Source organism: Coprobacter fastidiosus (assembly GCF_030296935.1).
Taxonomy (GTDB): domain Bacteria; phylum Bacteroidota; class Bacteroidia; order Bacteroidales; family Coprobacteraceae; genus Coprobacter; species Coprobacter fastidiosus.
This window is the reverse complement of record NZ_AP028032.1, coordinates 2,757,787-2,777,274: the sequence shown is the minus strand read 5'-3', so window position 1 is coordinate 2,777,274 and position 19,488 is coordinate 2,757,787. Positions and strand designations below refer to the sequence as shown.

General features: G+C 39.4%; 11 protein-coding genes and 1 riboswitch. Of the genes, 7 read left to right on the top strand and 4 right to left on the bottom strand.

Annotated features, from left to right (window positions below):
• Window positions 1-2: 2 nt before the first annotated feature.
• A complete protein-coding gene (locus QUE35_RS11005) occupies window positions 3-2,591 on the bottom strand; it encodes a hypothetical protein (protein ID WP_147404893.1) in 2,589 nt (862 codons plus the stop codon).
• 248 nt (window positions 2,592-2,839) lie between these two features.
• Between QUE35_RS11005 and QUE35_RS11000 the strand changes: the two genes are divergently transcribed.
• The 4 genes from QUE35_RS11000 (at window position 2,840) to QUE35_RS10985 (ending at window position 9,843) form a co-directional block, all read left to right on the top strand.
• Entirely contained in the window at window positions 2,840-4,741 is a 1,902-nt protein-coding gene (locus tag QUE35_RS11000; protein WP_031258449.1) for a portal protein, read from the top strand.
• 316 nt (window positions 4,742-5,057) lie between these two features.
• Window positions 5,058-6,281: a sugar MFS transporter gene (locus tag QUE35_RS10995; RefSeq protein ID WP_022600865.1), complete on the top strand. Its 1,224-nt coding sequence runs from the start codon at window positions 5,058-5,060 to the stop codon at window positions 6,279-6,281.
• 133 nt (window positions 6,282-6,414) lie between these two features.
• Window positions 6,415-6,616: riboswitch (cobalamin riboswitch) on the top strand.
• A gap of 44 nt (window positions 6,617-6,660) precedes the next feature.
• The gene (locus QUE35_RS10990; protein ID WP_022600866.1) at window positions 6,661-8,688 is read left to right on the top strand and encodes a TonB-dependent receptor; all 2,028 of its coding nucleotides are present in this window, start codon (window positions 6,661-6,663) and stop codon (window positions 8,686-8,688) included.
• A 12-nt stretch (window positions 8,689-8,700) separates the two neighbouring features.
• Window positions 8,701-9,843, top strand: coding sequence for a DUF5074 domain-containing protein (locus QUE35_RS10985; RefSeq protein ID WP_022600867.1), 1,143 nt, complete (start codon window positions 8,701-8,703; stop codon window positions 9,841-9,843).
• Window positions 9,844-10,099: 256 nt separating this feature from the next.
• Here QUE35_RS10985 and QUE35_RS10980 read toward each other — a convergent pair whose 3' ends face one another.
• Window positions 10,100-10,735, bottom strand: a complete 636-nt coding sequence (locus tag QUE35_RS10980) for a hypothetical protein (RefSeq protein ID WP_022600869.1) — start codon at window positions 10,733-10,735, stop codon at window positions 10,100-10,102.
• A gap of 1,064 nt (window positions 10,736-11,799) precedes the next feature.
• Here QUE35_RS10980 and QUE35_RS10975 point away from each other — a divergent pair.
• Both QUE35_RS10975 and QUE35_RS10970 read left to right on the top strand, forming a co-directional pair.
• Entirely contained in the window at window positions 11,800-14,487 is a 2,688-nt protein-coding gene (locus QUE35_RS10975; protein ID WP_022600871.1) for an ATP-binding protein, read from the top strand.
• Between the two features lie 34 nt (window positions 14,488-14,521).
• Entirely contained in the window at window positions 14,522-16,486 is a 1,965-nt protein-coding gene (locus QUE35_RS10970) for a sensor histidine kinase (protein WP_244925460.1), read from the top strand.
• Window positions 16,487-16,518: 32 nt separating this feature from the next.
• On the opposite strand, the gene QUE35_RS10965 is transcribed toward QUE35_RS10970, so the two are convergent.
• A complete protein-coding gene (locus QUE35_RS10965) occupies window positions 16,519-18,504 on the bottom strand; it encodes a terminase large subunit (protein WP_022600874.1) in 1,986 nt (661 codons plus the stop codon).
• 81 nt (window positions 18,505-18,585) lie between these two features.
• Window positions 18,586-18,837, bottom strand: coding sequence for a hypothetical protein (locus tag QUE35_RS10960; RefSeq protein ID WP_009319048.1), 252 nt, complete (start codon window positions 18,835-18,837; stop codon window positions 18,586-18,588).
• Window positions 18,838-18,961: 124 nt separating this feature from the next.
• Here QUE35_RS10960 and QUE35_RS10955 point away from each other — a divergent pair, with 124 nt between their 5' ends.
• Window positions 18,962-19,486 carry a hypothetical protein gene (locus QUE35_RS10955; RefSeq protein ID WP_009319049.1) on the top strand — a complete coding sequence of 175 codons (525 nt, stop codon included), beginning with the start codon at window positions 18,962-18,964 and terminating at the stop codon, window positions 19,484-19,486.
• The last annotated feature ends 2 nt before the right edge of the window (window positions 19,487-19,488 follow it).

Here is a 19,488-nt window from a genome sequence, read left to right as displayed (position 1 = left end):
TTCTAACGTAATTTCTTACCCGAAGATACCGGATCGAAACCTAAATCAATTACATCGAAATGAGCATCGGAAGAGACCGTTCCGCACCACGCTATCCGATGATACTTGAAAGGAGGCGAAAGCGGACGCATTCGTATTTGCCCCGACACATCTCCGGCAATACGAAAACGATAAAGTAACGAATAACGTCCTTCTGCCTCTTGTGCACCCCACACCTTACAAACCAAATCAGCCCTTTGTACCGAACAACGTAATGCAATGTGAGAAACACGTTTATAAATATCGGGCAACAATTTTATAGGTCGGGTTATCACACTTATTTGCATATCCGATTGAACTTCGGAGCACAAATCATACAACCTACCGTTTTCATCTCCGGCAAGCAAACCCGGGTAGAGATTATATAAATATTTCCAATCAACAATACGACAGTACCAACTCGAAAAAGATAATCCCAATACATAGCAAAAACGATAATCGGCATTCAAGAAAATAATTTCCTGCCGGATATAGTTATACCCGGCGGTACATTTTCCTTGGATATACTCTCTAAACGGGACGAAAGCCTCCGATAACGATATAAAACCACTATCGGACGAATCTTGAGGAAGTGCATCCGGAACTCCGCCGAACACAGGAGAAAGTAAGTTGGACTCTGCCCCCTGTAAAGCCATAACCCCTTGTTCGGAAAGATAAACGACAGCATTATCTATCGGAACAATCAAATTCGAAGACAAACAGACCTCCCGATTTACAGGATGTTGATTGCTGTAAAGGACTCCCTCACTCCCCTGCTGCAAAGCCCATATACCTTCTGTCGTAAACACATATAACGGAAACTCTCCATACTGACCTTGTGACAAGGCTGCCGTAGCAGCCGCTAAGGCGGTAATCTCTCCTCCCGATAAAATATAAGTAAACTCTTGAGGAAATACAAAAGGATTATTTATTTGCGATACTCTCAACTTATTGGGAGTATGCTCCACAGCATTTATCTCTTCCGGAATCTTGCCTTCATCAGGTTCGGATATTTCAGAAAAAGTAATAGGTTTTAAATCCGGAGAAACATAATAAGCCATATTCTGATCTTGAGAAGATTTTAAATCAACCGTTATTCCATATTGTTTTCCTCCGGCATCATCGCATATCCTCACTTTCATCTTATATGCTCGGCTGTCAGGATAAGAAATCATAGCCGAAAGACCTTTAAGAGACATACGAGACTCAAAAGAATTTACCAGACGCCTCTCCCCGTCAGAACCGTTCATGTACACTTCGATATATCCCCGTTGCACATCGATATCGATTAAGTCTACCCCATTATAACGATTCTGTGTCAACGCAAAGACCGAAAGGGGAAAACCGCTGGAATAGTACATAGATATTCCTCCCAAATGTAATCTCCCGTTATACACATAAGAGGTCTTCGCCGTAATACGATGATGAGAAAAATTATCCAAAGGCAATACATCTTGTTGTTCGAGATTATTCAAATCACAATTATATTCCAATGAAAAGGGTTGTGCAATCTGTTCCTTTCCGGAAAAGGATGCCACTTTAAAGAATACGACCTCTTCCGACAGCCTCCGTCTGACCTCCTCCTCTGTCAATTGCGGCACATCGAAAATAATAATCCGAGTCTGTTTACCCCCAATATTCCGTATCTCATACCGATAGTCATTTTCTGTCATGGCAACCTGCTTGACTACCGGTATCTCTTTTGAAATAAACACATCTATCCCAGTAACAATATCCGACCATTTCGATAAATCGCACTTGCCGATATTATAATAAAGCGACTCTCCCCTTAAATTGAACTTATTTTCGACAAATCGCCTCAAATATCCGTCTTCCAGCTCGCAAAGTGCTTCAATATTATTCAACGTATCGGCTTTATCCGATTGTAACATGACGACAGGCGGAGACGGAAGAATATAAGAACCGTCATACATTCGGAGTGCATACCTCACCAAAAAAGGATGGGCGAAATAACCGTCCGACAGCAATTTACTCTTACATTTACTATACGTACCATATATCCAAGAAATAAACGCCCTCTTGTCTGTATCGGAAAGACGACAAACTCCGTCATCCCGAGTCTCTACCTTCAAGGTATAAGTATCGAAGATCTCGGTACTCTGAATACTTCCTCCCAAATAAAACGATATTTCGGGCATATCCGGACGTGTCCCCAATATCTCATAAATTCCGTTTCTGTACAGTAAATAAAATATTTCCGTATCGGTAATTACAACAAGCGTATTTCCGACCGACTCTATTCTCGACAGTCCGGAGATCTCACACAATGCCTCCAATCTAGTCGGAAAGACCTCTCCATCCTTTTCCTCCGCCTCAAAATAAAGATTCGTGCCGTCATACGAAATATAATGCTTATAGGCTTCGTTACAATGCAAAAATATGACTTTACGGGAAGTTTCTTCCGGAGTATATAATAAGCGGGGTTCACCGATAGCTTCCCAAATACCGTCCCGGCATCTCAAGTTCACGATCCGGCTACACTCCCCGTCGCCACACATTGCCGGAGGTAACTGATGCGACATACCCTTAATTTGTAATCTGTTCTGTTGCATAATATTATCTTTCAATTTCTTTTTCGGTAAAAATAGAATAGAGAACATTCCGGCTCGTGGGATATTTATAAAAAAGAATTCGTTCCGGCAAGATTTTATAATTATCGCATAAAACCAGAACGATTCAATATTTTTTTTGCAATCGAGAAAGTAAATCCAGAGTCTGTTTAAAATTCTTTATAATACTCCAATACAAAAAAAGGACTGAAACAGACTCTCCGACTTATAACCGTAAAATAAAAATCATTATGAATGACTGCAATTACAAAATCTTTAACAACAAACGGTTAATGCCGAAACAGGAAAAGAGAAAAGAAAAAGAAGACGAAACATTCGACCGTTCTCAATACGAAATTTTATGGACGGCAAAAAAGGCATGGGAAAATATAGAACCATACCGCAGGCGTCGCAAACGAAACAGAAAATATACATTCGGACAACAATGGAGCGATAAAGTAACGTTACCGGACGGAAGAACGATAACCGAAGAGCAATATTTGAAAGAACAAGGGAAAGTCCCCTTAAAAAACAATCTGATCCGTCAACTGGTAAAGAACGTCATCGGACAATTTCGAAGCAATCAGACTCAACCGGTATGTATTTCCAGAGACCGGAACGAACAGCAATTAGGAGAACTGATGAGCATAGCCCTCGAATATGTTTATCAACATAACCGAATGTGGGAAATCGACGGCAGGACTCTCGAAGAATTTCTGATCTCGGGAAGTTGCTTTCACAAAATAGTTTACGGAAAAAGGAGAAATAAAACGGATGTATGGATTAATGAAATAAATCCGAACCGAATCTTTTTTAACAATATGGAAGATAAACGACACTGGGATTGCACAATGATAGGTGAATTGCATGACGTACCTATCGCAACGATTTTATCCAATTTTTCAGGAGGTTCTCGTAAACGGGCTTCCCGCCTCCGAGAGATTTACAGCAATGCCAATCAAGAAGAACTATACCGTCAATATTCAAACCTGACCACGGAGCGGATCGACAATCTCGACTTTCTGATTCCCGGAGAAGACCACCTCTGCCGGGTAATAGAAATATGGAGGCTCGAAAATCGTGAACGGTTAAAATGCCATGATACTTTGAACGGAAAACTTTATAAAGAAGAAATAGACCGTTTACCGGCCATCGAAGCGGAAAACAGAAAAAGAATCTCCGACGCCGGAAAAGCAGGGATCGACAGTAAAGACGTACCGCTGATCCGCACCGAATGGTTTATCGACCAGTTTTGGTATTATCGCTTTTTCTCCCCTTTCGGAGACATTTTGGATGAAGGAGAGACCCCGTACTGGCACGGAGAACACCCTTACAGCATGCGGCTTTATCCGCTTATCGACGGAGAAATTCACTCTTTTGTCGAAGACATCATCGACCAGCAACGATATATAAACCGACTGATTACATTGGTTGATTTTATCATGGGATCAAGTGCCAAAGGCGTATTGCTTTTCCCAGAAGATCAAGTTCCCGACGGAATGACCATCGAAGATGTAGCTGAGGAATGGACACGATATAACGGAATCATTTTATTCAAACCGAAACCGGGAGCGCCCCTTCCTCAACAAATTGCCGTAAATTCGACCAATGTAGGCGCTTATGAACTTCTAAACCTGCAAATGCGACTGTTAGAAGATATCTCAGGCGTACATGGTGCTATGCAGGGAAAAGACGCTCCTTCAGGAACTCCCGCTTCCCTTTATGCACAACAAACCCAAAATGCAAGTCTGAATCTCATCGACCTGTTCGAATCTTATAAAACTTTTCGGGAAGACCGAGACACGAAAATGATGAAAACCATCCAGCAGTTTTATGACGAAAACCGATATTTGGAAATTGCGGGAGATAAAGCTACCGAAGGACAAATACTCGCATCTCCGGATAAAGTCCGTAACGCAGAATTCGATATATCCATCACCGAATCCGTTTCCTCTCCGGCATATCGGGTAGCATCGAACGAGTTTTTGCTGGAACTGTTCCGAATGGGACAGATTTCTTTGGAAATGCTCCTTGAAAACGGTTCATTCCCATTTTCCGACCGCTTGTTACAGAGTATAAATAAATTAAAACAAGAGACTCAACAACAAAATTCTAAAGATACTCTACCGCTCAAAAAAACAGAAAACATTTAGACTCCATTTCAATACGTCAAGTGAGAAGGTGCAATATTTATTACACCTTCTTTTGATAATTATTTAAAAAACATGTTTTAAACATCCATTAAAGCCTGTCTAAATTTTACTCGGGTCAGGTTTGAAAGTTTTTTTCGAAGATATTTCTCTATTTTTATAAGGAGGATAATAACTATCTGACAAATGAAAACGGGAAAAAAGGCCTGATAATATTTTCTGCATCGGCAAATTTAAACAGACTCTTAGTATTTCAAAAAATTCGTATATTTAGCAACTAAAAGAAAGGGATTATTTTGATATTTACTGAATACCGATCATGAAAAACAAAATCGATAATACAACTATTTTCAGAACACCGAACGGCAGATCTTATCTCGTCCCATTTATTTTGGTCACCAGTTTGTTCTTGTTATGGGGATTTGCTCACGGATTGCTGGACGTGCTGAATAAGCATTTTCAACTTGCATTTACCATGACAAAAGCAGAATCGGGATTAGTACAATTCTCGACTTATATCGCTTATTTCCTTATGGCTATTCCTGCAGGAATCTTCATGAAAAAATACGGATATAAAAAAGGCATCATTCTGGGTTTATTACTCTTCGCAACCGGAGCATTTTCTTTTATCCCGGCAGCACTCATGCACTCTTCTACTCCGTTTCTGATCGCGTTATTCATAATTGCGTGCGGTTTATGTATTCTGGAAACAGCAGCAAATCCCTACTCAACAGTTTTAGGCCCTAAAGAATCGGCCGCACAAAGAATAAATTTGTCCCAATCATTCAACGGTCTGGGCTGGATACTCGGGCCTCTGGTCGGAGGTGCTCTGATTTTCGGTACTCCCGAAGGAGACTCCTCCGCTCTTACCAAACCCTATATTCTTGTGGGCAGCATCGTTCTGGTAATAGGTATTTTATTTTTCTTTACGAAGCTTCCCGAAATCAAGGAAGATGATGAAAGAACTCCGGTTACGGAAAATATTCCGGACAAATCGGTTTGGAAGCACCGCCATTTCGTACTTGCCGTAATAGCTCAGTTTGCCTACTGTGCCGCCCAAACCGGCATATTCAGTTTCTTTATCAATTACGTCACCGAACAAGACCCGAGTATCGATCCTGAAAAGGCATCGAGGTTTCTGGCTTTCGGCGGAATGACTTTATTCATGGTAGGAAGGCTTTCGGGGAGTATGCTGATGAAATGGACTACGCCCAATAAACTGCTTGTCCTATTCTCTTTGATTTCATCCGTATGCATGCTTCTGGTAATTCTCGCTCTGGGAAGAATATCATTATATGCCCTATACACGACCTTCTTTTTTATGTCGATCATGTTCCCTACGATTTTCGCACTCGGGCTTTCGAATATGGGAACTCTTACCAAAAAAGCTTCGTCATATATCGTTATGGGCGTAGCAGGTGGCGCTTTCAGTCCTATGCTTATGGGATTGATCGGAGAGAATAACATGGCTGTCGGATTCATCGTCCCGTTCGTTGCTTTTATATATATTCTGTTTTTTGCAGCCAAAGGTTATCGCTCGTAAATAAGAATACGACTATTATCGCCCAAACTTATTTAAATTTTTGGATAAAGAAATTCTCAAGCCAGCCCGAACAAAATTTAGACAGGTGCAGAGCGAACAGTCAGAAAATTAGACAGATTCTCAATAATTCTTCTTATCTTTGTCCCCGTATCGGTTCGAGATGCCTGCAACAGGATATCGATGAAAAGGGAATCCCGTGAAAGTCGGGAACAGTCCCGCTGCTGTAATTCTCCTATATTTGCGGTAAACTACCCCCTGCCACTGAATAGAATTATTCGGGAAGGCGTTTACCCACAGAGATAAGTCAGAAGACCTGCCATACACACAAAATGCCGTTTCTTGCGAGGATGAGACCGGCAATACAAAAAAATTTCAGTGAATGCGTAATTTCCGATTTTGCGACCCTGCGTTATTGTACGGGATAATCTTATGGTGGATTATTCTGCCGATTCGCATATCCGGACAAACGACTGCCAAAATCGATACGACAAAAACCTACCAACTAAAAGAAGTCGTATTCACCGGAAAAACGATAAACAGAGATGTAGTTCCGGCACAAACGCTTTCAGGCAAGCAATTAGAAAGACTCAGCGTGCATTCTGTCGCAGATGCGATCCGATACTTCTCGGGAGTACAGATAAAAGATTATGGCGGAATCGGCGGATTGAAGACCGTCAACATCCGAAGCATGGGAACAAATCATGTGGGTGTATTTTATGACGGCATCCAACTGGGCAATGCTCAGAACGGGACAATCGACCTGGGACGTTTCTCATTAGACAATATGGAAGCGATCACCTTATACAACGGACAGAAAAGCAGTATCTTTCAACCGGCAAAAGATTTCAGTTCGGCAGGTTCGGTTTATCTGCAATCCAGAACTCCACGCTTTGAGGAAGGTAAAAAATATAATCTGAAAGCAACATTCAAAACCGGTTCGTTCGGAACGGTTAATCCGGCAATTCTTTGGGAACAAAAGCTGAGCGAGAATATAAGCGGATCGGTAAGCGGTGAATACCTCTATACCACGGGACGATATAAATTTACGTACCGTAAAGAAGGCGGATATGACACTACTGCCGTACGACACAACGGAGATGTAAACGCTTTACGGATAGAAACCGGTCTTTTCGGAAAAATAAAAGACGGCAACTGGAAAACAAAACTCTACTTCTATAATTCGGAACGGGGTTATCCGGGTGCTGTTGTCAGGAACAAATTTTCCAATGAAGACCGGCAATGGGACTCGAACTTTTTCGTACAATCGTCATTCCGAAAAAGTTTTGCAGAACGTTATCATCTTTTAATCAGCAGTAAATACGCGTATGATTATCTCCATTATTTAGCAGATCCGAGAAAAGATGCTTCTGTCACGTACACAAACAATCATTACCGGCAACAAGAAGTTTACTTATCGGCAGCCCAAATGTATTCTATATTCGATTTCTGGAACATCAGTTTATCGACAGATTTTCAATGGAACAGACTAAACGCCGATTTGATCAATTTTGCCTATCCGAGACGTTACTCGGGATTGATAGCGATAGCTTCTTCTTTTGAAATGGAGTCGGTAAAATTACAGGCAAGTCTGTTGGGGACTTTCACAAAAGAAACCACATCTTCTGCAGTCGTACCGGCCTCACACAAACCGCAATATACCCCGACAATTATTGCATCTTACCGTCCATGGAAACATATCGGATTAGATATAAGGGCTTTCTATAAAAAGATCTTCCGAATGCCGACTCTGAACGATTTATACTATACATTTATCGGCAATGTAAAACTAAACCCCGAATATACGACTCAATATAATGTCGGTGTTACATACAGCAAAAGCTTCAACGGAATATTACGCATATTGGAGATACAAGCAGACGGGTACTACAATCAGGTGCGGGACAAAATAGTCGCAATGCCGACATCCAATTTTTTCCGCTGGACAATGGTCAACTTAGGAAAAGTAAAAATTAAGGGAATCGACATTGCCGCCAATGCAGGATGGCGATTCGGAACACAATGGAGCATCGACACCCGCATAAATTACACTTACCAGAAGGCACAGGACTACACTTCTACCGACGATCTTTATTACAAAGGACAAATTCCGTATGTCCCCCTGCATAACGGATCGGCAGTCATCAATGCCGGATACAGAAACTGGGAACTGAATTACAGTTTCATATATACCGGAGAACGATATGCTTCGAGAGCCAATACCGAAGAAAACTACGTTCTTCCATGGTACACAAGCGATTTATCTCTATCGAAAAATCTCCGATGGCACAAAACCGGAATAAGAATAACCGCCGAAATCAACAACTTATTTAACCAACAATATGAAGTCGTGCGTTCTTATCCCATGCCCGGCACTAATTTCAAACTGATATTGAATGTTACACTTTAACCGGATAATTTTATGAAACGAATGAATATGCAAAATATTTACCGTATCTTTCCACTTATATTTTTGTTACTGACAAGCTGCCGGGGCGATGAGCCTGTTCCCGTTCCACGAGAAATCACCATAAGTTCGGGATTCTATCTGCTCAACGAAGGAAATAAAGGTAATAATATGGCTACTCTCGACTATTTCGACTACACCAATAATACCTATTATCTGAACATATATGCAGAGAGAAATCCGACTGTAGTCAAAGAATTGGGAGATGTCGGCAATGACCTGCAGATATACGGAAACAGGCTATATGCCGTAATTAACTGTTCTAATTTTATAGAAGTTACAGACCTGAAAACGACAAAACACATCGGTATGATCCAAATTCCGAGTTGCCGCTATATCGTTTTCCACAAAAACAAAGCATACGTATCATCGTATGCCAGCATAGACGGAAGCGATTTATACGCCAGACAAGGATATGTCGCCCAAATAGATACCGCTTCTTTACAAGTCGAAAAGAGAGTTGCCGTAGGGTCGCAACCGGAGGAGATGGTCATCATCGGAGATAAATTATATGTGGCAAATTCGATGTGCGTTTCGACCGGAGAAATGGATCATACGGTTTCGGTAATCGACCTGAATACATTTACCGAAATAAAAAAAATAGATGTTGCGGTAAACCTGCACCGGATGAAGGCAGATCGTTACGGTTACATTTATGTCTCGTCCAGAGGAGACTATTATGACGGGAAGTCCGATCTTTATATGATAAACAGTCGTACAGACGAAGTAGAAGGTCCTTTATCGATACCTGTCAATAATATGTGTATATCAGGAGACTCCTTATACATTCTTGCAAAAGAATTCAATTATATTACAGGATATGCAGAAAGTGTTTATGGAATCATAGACACCCGTACTCACAAAATCCTTACCCGAAATTTCATATCGGACGGAACCGATACCCGGATAGATATGCCATACGGCATCGCGGTAAATCCTATCAGCAAAGAAATATTCGTCACAGATGCCAAAGATTTCATCACACCGGGAAAAGTTTACTGTTTCTCTCCAGATGGCAAAAAGAAATGGGAAGAAATAACCGGAGAAATTCCATCGAACATTGCATTTGTGTTAGAAACTCAAACAACAGATAATTAACAATATAATGAATTTATATTGCTTAATCGGTGAGAAGCCCATTTAAACGGATAATAAAAATATTTCTATAAGAGCCTATTTAAATTTTAGACAGATAGATTTTTGAAAATTTCTTTTGAGCTTTGCAAAGATAATAGCGGAGTATCTGACGAATGAAAACAGGAAGACAGACCGAAAGAAAGCATAAAGACAATCTGGCGGATTTCTTTATCGGAAAATCCAACGCTCCCCAACAAGGATAAAATAAGCCCGATACTCAATCCAAAATATAACGAATTCCCGAACGTTTTTTTAAATCGGCCATATCTTCCGGAGAGAGCTGGTTATCTCCGATATCCAAAACCGAAATTGCAGGAGAAGTTTTTAATGACCGCAAAGCATTATGTTGTGTATATAAATAGGTCAAAGAAGAGCACAAACTTACATCAAGAACCGACAACATATTATCGGAACTGTCGAGATAAAGCAGAAATTCCTGATTTCCTATTTTCAAATTGTTTAACGCATTGTGAGAACAATCCAAAGAGACCAAATAAGATAGTCCGGATATATCCAACTCCTCGATCCAGTTAAAAGAACAATCAAGGTGTTCGAGCCATTTGCAAAAAGAGACATCGATATTCTCCAAACAACATTTCGGGACACGCAATTCATTGATACATTCTCCGCAAATACGTATCACATATTCTCCCTTTCGGGTATATGTATGAATCATATTTTTATCGCAAACACCATCTCCCCAGTCGATCATAAAATCACGTGCCGATACAGAAAGTTCGATTTCGGAATTTTCCGGAATTAAATATGTAATAAGAGTAATTACACCAAAAGTTGCGGCCTTCTTATTAACAACAGATGTTTGTCTCCTATAAATTAACGGCAAGATTTTCATATCACAAAAAATATGACTTCTAACACAATACCCGATAAACTATTTAATTAGTCTAAAGATTATTAAACTCAATATAATTGCCTGTTGCTTTAAAAACATATAAAATCTAATTATCAGGCATTTCATTGTTAAATCAGACAAATATACAAGAATTATTTATGAATTTCATCAAAAAAATTAAGAAATCAAAATACTAATAAATTAGTATAGCGAATAATAATTTCGATCACTAAGACAAATATCTAAAAATCAAAGACCAACATTTCATGAAACTCTCAAAACTGACCCGAGTAAAATTTAAACGACTGGCTCTAAGATTTTCAGAAACAAGTAAGACGAAATTATAAAATACGGCTGATTCGTATTTATTAATTGAGTTGAAGCTTTCTCTAAAGAAAAATTCGACTTCTTTTCTGATAATAAAAATATGAAAAAACGTATAAAAGCCTTATTAATCTTCTTGTGTTTTTTCTATAATAAAGATTACAGATAGATAAACAATAGTCCGGACATTCCCAAGCATACTTTGCTAATTGCCGAAAATTTGAAAGATAACCATAATCTATATGAAGTTTCTGCTAAACAAAGAAAAAATTCTCTCTTCAGGATTCAATATGTATATGGCTGAACCCATCGTCTCCAAAAATCTCATGGAAGCATTAGCCGCTATAAATGTATAGATCCCTATTTGAGAAAACACAATAGGGAATATGCCGAGGACTTTGCCTCACATTTACTTCGGGTAAATCGTTTTGACTTAAAAATTGCTCAAGATTTTCACATAAAAATAAAAAACACATTGCAACTTAATGTTAATATTCTTAACTTTGGGAATCTGTTGAATAATTCATGGGGACAAACAAAAAGCATTGCAGCCTCGAATTGGAGGGGAGACATTGCATTACAAAAAAACGAGACCGAAAACAGACCTATGTTTTCTATGAATACACTGGCAAAAATACAAAAAAACGGTACGCCATACCGAAACGTCCTCCAGACAAAACATTGCAGATAATTGTTGACAAACACATTTGAGTATCAAAGTATATCTTCAATTAATAAGAATGAAAAGGATTCATTTCATAGCATTCAATATCATGGCTGCTATTTTTATTATAACAGCCGTATTGGGTATAAACGGTTGTCATAAAAACAAGTCTCAAACCGATTATAACATTCTTGTCATCCATTCATTCGATTCTCTTTATACTTGGGGGAAAGAGATTAAAGAGGGGATAAACGATGCTTTTTCTCACCATAATCTCTCGGTAAAGATCAGACATTTTTATCTGAATTGTGAAATGCTGAACGCCCGGCAAGAAATCGATACGTTATCCCGCTTATTAGATGAATATACCTACGACCCACCCCACATGATTCTAATAGAAGACGACCAGGCTACTTTTTCTCTGATCACCAGCAATCACCCGATTACACATATTGTACCTATTATTTTTTCAGGAGTAAGTTACCTAAACTGCGATATACTTACCGGATATAACAATATTACCGGATTCGAATGCAAGCGGGATTTTATCGCTTGCTATAAATTAGCAAAACACATTATTCCAAACATTACGAGAATCAATATTCTGACAGACAGTACAGTTTTAGGTCAATCTTCACGAAAAGAATTTCTAAAACAATGGCAAACTGTTTCCCAAACAGAAAAAGAAAAGATCAAAATAAAATTTATTCCATACCGTGAAATGAAAACATTCAGAGTATTATATCCTTTCTATAATGCATCAAAAGGGGATATTTTCATTTTACCCAAATGGGATTTTATAATTTCACAATTCTCCAATATTTCAGCACAACCGTTTTTCACGGTTTGTAATGAAGGGATAGGGGAAAATATAACCGGAGGAATTCTCGGAGGGATTTTTACACTCCCGTATCAACAAGGTTTCGACGGGGCTAATCTTGCCGCACAAATACTGAAAGGCGAGAAAACCATAACCAATGTTCCCCTGCAATACCACAAAGACCGTCCCGTTTTTGATTGGCCTCAAATAAAAAGACTGAACATATCCAAATCCCAACTACCGGAAAACAGTTTCATATACAATATTCCGATATATGAAAAATATAAAACAGAATTTATCATCATAATCCTGACAGCATTCATTTTGCTCTTTTTTCTGATATTTTTGTACTTACTCGAAAAGAAAAAAAAGAAACGTATACAAATCCGGTTACATAATAAACAGGAACTATTGGAACAAGCCTTGCAAGTCGGAAATTTCCATACATGGTCATACGATCTTATTACACGAAAACTCACATTCGACAAACATTTTTTTCAAAGCACAGGACTGCCTCTTACCGAGAATTACAAAATAAACCGAATATCGTTAATCAGAAGAATACATCCGGATGACCGAAGAAACGTTTACAATACTTTACTCTCCTCTATATATGGAAAAGACGCAAAAGTAGTAGTACAATTCAGAATAAGTCTCAATTCTCCGGATGAATATGAATGGAGGGAAACCCATTTTTCTTTATCTCCGTACATATCCTATTCTAATGCTCAAATATACGGACTTTGTTCCTCCATAGAACACATCAAGCAGCGGGAAATGGAGCTTATCGTCGCCCGCGATCTGGCCGCAAAAGCAGAACTGAGACAATCTTTCGTAGCCAACATCAGCCATGAAATCCGTATTCCGCTCAATGCAATTATCGGATTCACCAACCTACTATCCGATGAGAACGCTTTCACACCCAATGAACGGCAGTCTTTTATAAAAACGATAAACCGAAACTGCAACATTTTGCTGAAACTAATCAATGATATTTTGGAACTCTCCAAATTAGAAGCCAATACAATATCCTTAGTTTCCGAACCCTGCAATATGGAACAAATTCTGGAACTCGTATATTCCCAACACAAAATGAGAATTCCTGAATCTATACAATTCTCAATAGAGACACCTCATAAACAGACAATTATAAAATCCGATTCGATACGTCTGACTCAGTTACTATCCAATATTCTCGATAATGCGATAAAATTCACGCAAGAAGGAAATATCACGATCGGTTACAGTATCGATCACAACCAATATCTCACACTGTTCGTAAAAGACTCAGGTATAGGAATCTCAGAAGAAGAGCAAAACTTGATCTTCGACAGATTTTATAAATGTAACGAATTTACACAGGGACCAGGACTCGGACTTTCTATTTGCGCTGCCATCGCCCAACTATTCGAAGCCAATATCAGCGTAGAATCCAAACCTGGAAAAGGAAGTTGCTTTTCCATTCATATTCCAATACGCAAAGATGACCAGATATCATTTGGTGAAGATAGAGAAATAAAACCCCTATTCCCGACCAATGCAGATCATAATACAGAAAACAACGAAAATCAATCCCAAGAAACAACACTGTTAATAGCCGAAGATATAGAAAGTAACTTTCTTTTGTTAAAAACGATAATAGGCAACAGGTGTCGCATCTTATGGGCAAAAAACGGAAAAGAAGCAATCGAATTATACCGAAATAATTCGGTAGATCTCATTCTCTTGGATATAAAAATGCCCGAAATGAATGGTATAGAAGCATTAAAAGAGATACGAAAATTATCTGCCGACATACCTATAATCATGCAAACCGCATATGCATTCGACTCAGATAAAGATATTGCAATAGAAGCCGGCTGCACCGGTTTTATTACCAAACCCATCAATCCGGTAGTACTAAAACAAACAATCAGTAACTATATTTCAGGCATTATCTGGTAAAAATCAATTATGCCGGGAACCAAAAAGACGAACAATGAGATCGCATTATATGACAAATATACTTAGAAATCACAAACGTTTTCTTTACAGCTTTTTCACAATATTGCTCATAGCTTGCAATTTTCCGGTACAGAAGACAACGGCATCCGAAAGTTCAGCTCCGATATTGATTATCAGTTCATACAATCCGGATACACAATTCACGACTTCCACCATCATATCTTTCAACGACACGTATCGACACCTCGGCGGAAAATCACCGATCTCTATCGAAAACATGAACTGCCAAAGTCTGTCCGAATCTCAAACATGGAAAAAACGACTTAAAAACATACTACTAAAACACAAGCAATTACCTCCTAAACTAATTATTCTCATAGGTCAAGAGGCATGGGCATCATATCTCTCTCAAGATACACTACTGTTCAAAAACACCCCTGTACTATGCAGCATGGCAAGTAGAAATGTTGTTCTTCTGCCCGACAACAATCAAGATATTAAACTTTGGAATCCTGAAAGTATCGACGTCTTCAAAGATATGCCGAACCGGAATATAAAAGCCGGATTTGCATACGAATATGATATAAAGAAAAATATCGAACTGATCATGAACCTTTATCCGCTGACCCGCAATATAGCATTCATATCGGACAATACATACGAAGGTATCTCTTTGCAAGCATTAGTAAAAAAAGAATTCAAGAATTTTCCGGACCTCAACCTCATATTATTAGACGGCCGATTAAAAACAATCTATTCGATCATTGAAGATATCAAAAATCTGCCTCCTAATACGGTCATCTTATTCGGGACATGGAAAGTCGACGCATCAAACGCTTTCTTCATAAAAAACGCCATATATACGATGTCCGGCGTTAATCCCAAAGTTCCGGTATTCTCAATTATATCATTCGGATTAAACAATTGGGTATTAGGCGGATATTCTCCGAATTATCGACAGCAAGGCCCCGACATGGCAAAACAGGCTATCAATATAGAAAAAGGGGAAGAAGCCAACATCAAATTTATTCCTAACGAATATATCTTCGATTTCAATAAAATCAAAGAATCTGATATTCCGATCGAAAAACTTCCTCGAAATTCTATTCTTCTCAATAAAACATTGCCATTGTGGAAAGAATATCCTGTCGAGTTCATTTCTATCATTTCGGTATTAATTATTCTTGTGATCGCTCTTTGCTGTACTCTATTCTTTTATTTCCGCACAAAAAAAGTAAAAGAACATCTGGAAATGTCTGAGAAAGAATTAATCATCGCTAAAGATAGAGCAGAAGAATCGAATCGGTTAAAAAGCGCCTTTTTAGCAAATATGAGTCACGAAATCCGAACCCCGTTAAATGCTATTGTAGGATTCTCGACCGTACTCGCCGAAGAAAATAAGAACAAAGAACAACAAGAATATCTGGATATTATTCAAAAAAATTCGGATTTATTACTTCGGCTCATCAACGATATTCTCGATTTATCACGTCTTGAATCGGGAAGAGTTCAATTCAATTTTTCCCTCTGCGACATTACACAGCTATGTCGTGACCAAATTGCAATAATAAACCGGGTCAAAAAAAATGCAATTGCTTATATATTCGAAGCAGACGAACCGCTTTCTATGGTAACCGACCCTCAACGATTACAACAAATCTTCATCAATCTGCTGAATAATGCTGGAAAATTTACCGATACCGGAACAATCACTCTTTCCTATAATATAGAACCAGACAAAAACAGGGTGATATTCTCCGTATCCGATACCGGTTGCGGCATTCCTAAAGAGAAACAACGGCAAGTATTCGAGAGATTCGAAAAACTAAATGAATTTGCACAAGGCTCTGGGCTCGGATTGTCTATTTGCAAATTAACCATCAATAAAATGGGAGGAGATATATGGATAGACCCCGATTACACAAAAGGTTCTCGGTTTTGCTTTTCTCATCCTCTTAATCTCAAAATGCCTCTGGAGAAAAAACATCGTTTCATCTGAATTTTCCATATTCACCCTTTAAAATAAGCTCATCAGATCGTTGCTTCTCCGATAGGAACAGAACCGGAAACCTTTACCTGCATTTTTGTAAATCGGTACGGCAACGGCTCGGTATAACATATATAATTACCGATACAACGCGTTATAAGAATATCATCATGATGCCCGTCCATCGCCCCGAAACTTCCATTCGGTTTCCGTTCAAAAACATCATGTTCATAACATGCCTGAATATCCCTTTCTATATACCCGTTCTCCCTTAACATCTGTATTTGATGATTTACCACCATTGTTTTGGTAGAACGATTCATGTGAAATCCCCATTTAGAAGGAACTTGAGATCGGATCATTTCGGCAGATACACGAGCATACAAATGTGTATAAGAATCGGCAATAGTATCCAGAATATATTCCGTATGTTCCCCATCCGTATGTTCCGTTTCCAAAGTATTGCTTTCTATTACAAGTAACGCATGGTGATAAAAAGCTGCAATCTGGACAGACTTCCATGCCAACAAATCATGATCAATATGCCCCCTCCATTGAGCGACAATCTCAGGTACACCCCCAAACAACATCCAATAACGGTCATAGACGACAATAACCGAATAATCGGCTTTTGAAGAGCGGCCTCCGATATCGACAACGACCAGATAGCGATCCTTTACAGACATATCGGAATCCGGAAAAGCCCAGATATGAAGGCGTCCTCCCGCCTCTTCCTTAAAACCGAGCCCTTCCAATGCCGACTTTCCGGAGAAAGCTTTCCCATAAACTTCTCCGACCTTATCTGCCGGACGACATGATTCCCTAAGTCTTTGCACCTGTCGTATATCGAATACCCGTTCTCCGGTATGGTTAAACGCCTCAACATCATCAGAGGGATACTCCGCCATCATATCGGCATGATCTCTATACTCTTTTCGTTTCATACGATACCAAGCTATCGCTTCAAGAGTCGCACCTTTATCCCAAAGATCCTTTTCATAATCTGTCAAAGATGTTATCAATGCGTCATAATCTTCTACCGGAACAGAATACATTTCTATTTCGAACCACGGTATAAATAAAAAACGTTTATCACTCTCCCCCCTCTTTGCCCTTTCACATTCCTGATGAAAATAATTCCCCGTTCCGTTCGCCGTACTTTCCATAACAACAACCGAGTCGGGCAACAAAGCAACCGAACCGCATACCGAACGGATCAACGACTCAGGAGATTTCAACCGCGTATGAGGCCAGAAAGCCACCTCCGACAAATGCGCCATAACAGCATCTGACCCACGTACCGACTCCGGAGTTTCTGCCGACCCGATCGTGACTTTACAACTCGTTTCGGCAATCACAGAGGTATTCCCCATTTTCTCATACGGTTGAAACTTCAGAGGTTTATCTGCATCTATCAACCAAGCCGGATAACTTTCCAACAATTTAGAATACATCCCTTTAATATTTGCCGCTGCATCTTTTAAATGCGCGCAGATCACGCTATTCCAGTTTTTCCGGTGTACCAGCTGTATCCAAGCCATATACATCTGTACCAGCGTAGAACCGCCCCATTGTCTTGCCTTCAACAATATCAGCCGTATAGGCAGACGTTTCGTCCTCATATCTTCAAGCTCCGAAAGCAGGCGACGCTGAGGCCGATTGAGTCGAAAAGGAATATCTGAATCACCCGTCTTATTCTTAATACGGACAAATAAAACCGCCCAAAATTCAAAATCATATTTAATCCTGACCTTCACCCACCGTCTCCAGACTTCTTCCTTAATAACGGGTGAAGGGGATTCTTTCAACTCGTTCAGAATAAATTTTTCTATCGAACCATGCCGACGTAAAAGTTTTACGAGTTCGACCTCTTCCAGCATCATTTCCGGGATATATTGTATCGGAATAGGAGCATCCGGAAGATGAAAGCAAAAACGCTTTCCGGTTATGCTTCCCTCTCCCGTCTCAGGACGATAAGGTCTATCGATCTCTTTTTTCCGCCTTTCGTTTTCAATCACTGTAATTTCCATTTTATCTAATATTTTCCGATAATTCTATTTTCCGCAAAATAGCACATCGAAAAACGATATTTCGTGCGATAAATATAAAATCTATCGCAACCCCGCCAGCCTGTCGAGCGTATCGGCTATGGCACACAACGCTTGTCTTTCATCTCCGGCATCATTTCTACTCTCATGTTTTTCCAGAATTTCAATACACTTGAGCAGATTGACTTCACTGGTACATTCAGGTATCATTTCCTGCAAACGTTTATAACACAAATCCAATATCTCCCGTCTTTTCCGGATATAATCATCGGCCGGAATATTATTTTTTCCGGTAAGAGCATTTTTTTTCGTCATATTCTATACGATTTTATAATTATAACACCATACGACAAATATATGAGGTGATATTTGTATGCTGATGTTATAATAATAAATTCGTTCACTAACCAATTAAAAAAATTTAGAAGGAGAAACAAAAATGTTTGCATCAATATTCAACGGGATCAAAGCCCGAAAACAGAGAAAAGCAGCTGAAAAGGAACAAAAAAACGCATTACAGGCCCTCGACAGCCAACAAACACAGTTAGACAACCTTTTCAACTCGGAGTATTACGGTGATTATATAAATCGATCGGACAGCCAAGCCCTATTAAAAAATCTCCGGAAACAGACTCAACAACTGAATCAACAAACACTGACTCAGTCTGCCGTCACGGGAACGACACCCGAAGCTATCGCCGCCCAACAAAAAAACAATGCGGAAACGATAGGCAACACATATAGTGCGATTGCGGCAAATGGCGCACAATGGAAAAATAATGTCCTGAATAATTACATCAATCATTCGGCAGCAATAAATGACAAAAGATACAACACCTATATGAATGCCAGCAATATGTTCCGGAACGCATCGGAAAATGCGTTACAGAACGTAGGTCGAAGATTGGAAAATCTGGATAATACAATATTAAGTATGGCACAACTGTCGTCAGGAATGCTTTGAAA

Bases quoted from the DNA above. Each gene is read 5' to 3' on its own strand.
- QUE35_RS10975 (WP_022600871.1), top strand. From the start codon at position 11,800: ATGAAAAGGATTCATTTCATAGCATTCAATATCATGGCTGCTATTTTT.
- QUE35_RS10960 (WP_009319048.1), bottom strand. From the start codon at position 18,837: ATGACGAAAAAAAATGCTCTTACCGGAAAAAATAATATTCCGGCCGAT.
- QUE35_RS10955 (WP_009319049.1), top strand. From the start codon at position 18,962: ATGTTTGCATCAATATTCAACGGGATCAAAGCCCGAAAACAGAGAAAA.
- QUE35_RS10980 (WP_022600869.1), bottom strand. From the start codon at position 10,735: ATGAAAATCTTGCCGTTAATTTATAGGAGACAAACATCTGTTGTTAAT.
- QUE35_RS10985 (WP_022600867.1), top strand. From the start codon at position 8,701: ATGAAACGAATGAATATGCAAAATATTTACCGTATCTTTCCACTTATA.
- QUE35_RS10965 (WP_022600874.1), bottom strand. From the start codon at position 18,504: ATGGAAATTACAGTGATTGAAAACGAAAGGCGGAAAAAAGAGATCGAT.
- QUE35_RS11005 (WP_147404893.1), bottom strand. From the start codon at position 2,591: ATGCAACAGAACAGATTACAAATTAAGGGTATGTCGCATCAGTTACCT.
- QUE35_RS10995 (WP_022600865.1), top strand. From the start codon at position 5,058: ATGAAAAACAAAATCGATAATACAACTATTTTCAGAACACCGAACGGC.
- QUE35_RS10970 (WP_244925460.1), top strand. From the start codon at position 14,522: ATGAGATCGCATTATATGACAAATATACTTAGAAATCACAAACGTTTT.
- QUE35_RS11000 (WP_031258449.1), top strand. From the start codon at position 2,840: ATGAATGACTGCAATTACAAAATCTTTAACAACAAACGGTTAATGCCG.
- QUE35_RS10990 (WP_022600866.1), top strand. From the start codon at position 6,661: ATGCGTAATTTCCGATTTTGCGACCCTGCGTTATTGTACGGGATAATC.